This window comes from Anaerolineae bacterium, from assembly GCA_016931895.1.
Lineage (GTDB): Bacteria > Chloroflexota > Anaerolineae > 4572-78 > J111 > JAFGNV01.
Genome location: JAFGDY010000281.1, coordinates 1 through 3,948 on the forward strand (window position 1 = coordinate 1; position 3,948 = coordinate 3,948).

Consider the following 3,948-nt stretch of genomic DNA (forward strand, 5'->3'; position numbering starts at 1 on the left):
AGCCCCAACGGGGCTTTCCTATCCCAGTTGCCCCCCTCTGGGGGGCTTCCTAATGCCTCCCGCTATGCGGGAGGTTGATTACTCTGGCCAACCATTAAAAAATGGGTTTGACCAAAACAAAAGCGTGATCACGACGGTCACGCTTTTTATGTTCCCCAACCTTAAAAATAGACTCAGTAGATCCAAAATGTTGTTTGGAGTGGGCATTTTAATGCCTAAAAAAACGCACTAAAGTGCGGCCTACCAGCCCAAATTTGGATCTACTGAGACTTAATCTTTGAGGGCTGCTTTCATGGCCGCAATGTGCTCAGGGGTGCTGCCGCAGCAGCCGCCCAACATTTTGACTCCCTGTTCAACAAACTTCAAAGCATACTCGGCCATTGTCTCCGGGGTCACGTCGTAAACAATCTCCGTGCCGCCTTCTATGCGGGGCAGGCCGGCATTGGGTTTGGCAATCAGAACGGCTTCGGGCAGCGCCTGGCGCATGGCCGTAATTGCCTGTAGATTTTCGGCCAGGGTGCGGCCACAATTGACCCCCACGGCCAGCACCTCCAGCGCCCACAACGTTTTTGCCGCCTCTTCCGGGCGGACGCCCATCATGGTGCGGCCCCGGGTGTCAAAACTCATGGTAGTGGTCAGGGGCAACTGGGTCACCTGGCGCGCGCCCTCGATGGCGGCTTTGGCTTCGTTCAAGTCGCTCATGGTTTCAATGTGGATGCCGTCCACGCCGCCTTCGGCCAGGGCCGCGGCTTGCTCGGCAAAATGCTCTACGGCCTGGGCGTAAGTGAGCGGGCCTATGGGGGCCATCATCAAACCCGTCGGCCCCATAGAGCCTAACACCAGGGCCTGCTCTCCGACCACTTCGCGGGCCAGTTTGGCTGCCGCCAGATTGATAGCGTGGGTCTGGTCGCCGCTGCCGTGCTTTTCAAGGAGGGGGCGATTGCCGCTAAAGGTGTTGGTCAAAATAGCCTCGGCACCAGCCTCAAGGTAGGCCCGGTAATGTTTTTTGACCGCTTCAGGGTTTTGCAGATTCCACAGCTCGCCGGAGTGTCCCACCGGCAGGCCCATTTTTTGCAGTTGGGTGCCGGTGGCCCCGTCCATCATCACCACGCCCGGCTCGGATAATCTTTGACGTAAATCAGGCATATTTTCCTCCAAATTTGTAAGAACATTTGTAATTATTCAGGTCATGTTGCTCTGAGCGAGGAACGAGCGAAGAATCTCCATGTAGTATACCAAAAACGAAGCAAAGCAGTGCCGCATGGAGATTTCTCGGCCTACGGCCTCGAAATGACATGCCTGAGTAATTGCCCTGCCAGGCTCTCCGCCTTATCAAACTTACCTGGTGGGAACGTAACTGCGCAAAACTTCTGCCGGCTCTGCCATTTCGTCGGTCATGTAGATGTAGGTTTTGCCGGCGGCGTTGCTGAACCCGTTGTGCCGCCCGGCCGGGTTGAGGGCAATCAAGTTCATCCGGCCCAGGTCCGGCCCGCCCAGATTCCCCAAATCCTCCATCGCCCGTTGGCCGGCTTCGGCCAATGTTAGGCCCATTTGCAGATACAACACCACGCTCCGGGCTGTGCCCGCCCGCAAGGCCATCTCGCCCATGCCGGTGCAGGTGGCGGCCCCATAACGGCTGTCCGCGTAAATACCGGCCCCAATTACGGGCGAGTCGCCCACCCGCCCCGGATACTTCCAGGCCATGCCGCTGGTGCTGACTCCGGCGCAAATATTGCCCTGCGCGTCTTGGGCGATGAAGTTGACCGTGCTGCCTACCAGTTCGGGGTCTCTGGTGGCCGTTTTGACCCATTTGGTCAAGTCCGGTTGGCCGGCCAATTGCTCAAAAGTTGTCTCAGGCATAGTGGCCCGGAGACGTTCCGCCCACACCTGGCGCGCGGCCTCGGTCAGTAAATCTTCTTGGGCCAGGCCCACCTCCGCCGCAAAACGTTCGGCCCCGGCGCCCACCAAAAAAACGTGGGGCAGGCGCTCCATCACTTGCCGGGCAATGGATATGGGGTGTTTGTAACCCCGAACGGAGCCAACCGCTCCGGCGGCCAGGGTGCGGCCATCCATAATGCTGGCATCCAATTCTACCTCTCCCAGCAAATTGGGATAGCCGCTGTAGCCCACCGTATGGTCATCGGGATTGGCCTCCACCAGCCGGATGCCGGCCTCAATAGCATCAAGAGCCGAGCCGCCGGCCTTGAGCTTGGCCATGGCTGCTTTCATCCCCACCCGGCCATTTTGGCTGGCCACAATAATCATTTGGTTCGCTCCATTTCTAACCAATTTTGCCCTACCTCTACATCTACCTTGAGCGGCACGCGCAGGGCAAACGCTTTTGACATCACCCGGCGGGTCAACTTGACCACCGGCTCCACTTCGGCCTGGGGCGCTTCCAGCACCAGTTCGTCGTGTACTTGCAGCAGAAGGCGGCTTTGCAGTTTTTGTTTTTTCAATTCGGCATGAAGGGTGATCATGGCCTGCTTCATTATATCGGCGGCGGTGCCCTGGATGGGCATGTTGACGGCTTCCCGTTCGGCGGCGGCGCGCTGGGGGCCTTTCATCCCGGCCAGGTAAGAGAAATCACGGCGGCGGCCTAACAGGGTGGCTACATAACCCTGTTGAGCGGCCAATGTTTTGGTTTCGTCAATGTAGCGTTTAATGCCGGGGTATTTTTCAAAATAGGTGTTGATGAAGTCGCGGGCCTCGTCGCGGCTCATGCCGGTCCCCTGGGCCAGGCCAAAGGCCGACTGGCCGTAAATGAGGCCAAAATTGACCGTTTTGGCAACGCGGCGTTGGTATTTGTCAACCTGCTCAATGGGGATGTTCAACACCGCCGCCGCCGTGGCCGCGTGGATGTCTTCATCATGGGCAAACGCTTGCTGCAAGCCGGTGTCTTGGGCAATGTGGGCCAGGATGCGCAGCTCCACCTGGGAGTAGTCGGCGGCAATCAGGCGATGGCCCGGCTCGGCCACAAAGGCCCGCCGGATTTCGCGGCCCTGCTCGGTGCGGATGGGGATGTTTTGCAGGTTGGGGTCGCTGCTGGATAGGCGGCCTGTGGAAATGCCGATTTGATTGTAATTGGTGTGGACCCGGCCGGTGCGCGGATTGACCAGGGCCGGCAGGGCGTTAATATAGGTGCTGATGAGTTTAGCCAGGGTGCGTTGTTCCAAAATGTAATCAATGATTTCATGTTGGCCCTGCAAACTTTCCAGCACTCCGGCGGCGGTGGAGTAGTGGCCGCTTTTGGTTGTTTTTAGCCCTTCGGTGGGCAAACCCAGTTTGCCGAATAATACATCCGAGAGTTGCTGGGTTGAGTTGATATTAAACTCCAGCCCGGCAGCTTGATGAATATCCTGCTCCAATTCGGCTAAACGGTTGCTCATCTGCCCCGACATCTGGCGCAGAGCGTCGGTATCCAGTTTGATGCCGGCCAGTTCCATATCCTTTAATACGTAAATGAGGGGTAACTCAAGTTCCTGAAAAATTTGCCACAGTTGGCCGTCATCGCGCAACGGTTTTTCCACCAGGCCGGCCAAACGCAGGGTCAGATCAACGTCGGCGGCGGCGTAAGGGGTCACTTTTTCAACCGGGATTTGGTCCATGGTCAACTGTTTTTTGCCGCTGCCAATAAGTTCTTTGATCTCGGTCATCTGGATGTTGAGTTTTTCTCTGGCCAAATCCTTCAAACCGTGCCGGGCGCCGGGAGCATTGTGGCCTAACCAGGAAGCAATCATTGTGTCAAAAATGGGCGGCTGCACGGCCAGGCCATGTTGTTGCAACACGGTCATATCAAATTTAGCGTTGTGCATGTACTTGGTGAGGTTGGCGTCTGTTAAAAGGGGAGCCAGGGCGGCTTGCACGGTGGGCAGGTCGAGTTGGGCAGGGGCGTTGGGTGGGGGGGGGGTGGGGGCGAGGTCAAAGAGAGCCGCCTGGCCGCGTTGC

3 protein-coding genes are annotated in these 3,948 nt (G+C 57.6%); all 3 read right to left on the reverse strand.

What is annotated here, in order from left to right:
• Positions 1 to 270: 270 nt before the first annotated feature.
• Complete coding sequence (locus JW953_21390; GenBank protein ID MBN1995258.1) at positions 271 to 1,146, reverse strand: homocysteine S-methyltransferase family protein; 876 nt, start codon at positions 1,144 to 1,146, stop codon at positions 271 to 273.
• 192 nt (positions 1,147 to 1,338) lie between these two features.
• A complete protein-coding gene (locus JW953_21395; protein ID MBN1995259.1) occupies positions 1,339 to 2,265 on the reverse strand; it encodes a N(4)-(beta-N-acetylglucosaminyl)-L-asparaginase in 927 nt (308 codons plus the stop codon).
• On the reverse strand, positions 2,262 to 3,948 hold a 1,687-nt coding region (gene polA / locus JW953_21400; protein ID MBN1995260.1), incomplete at its 5' end, for a DNA polymerase I. The genes polA and JW953_21395, both read right to left, overlap by 4 nt.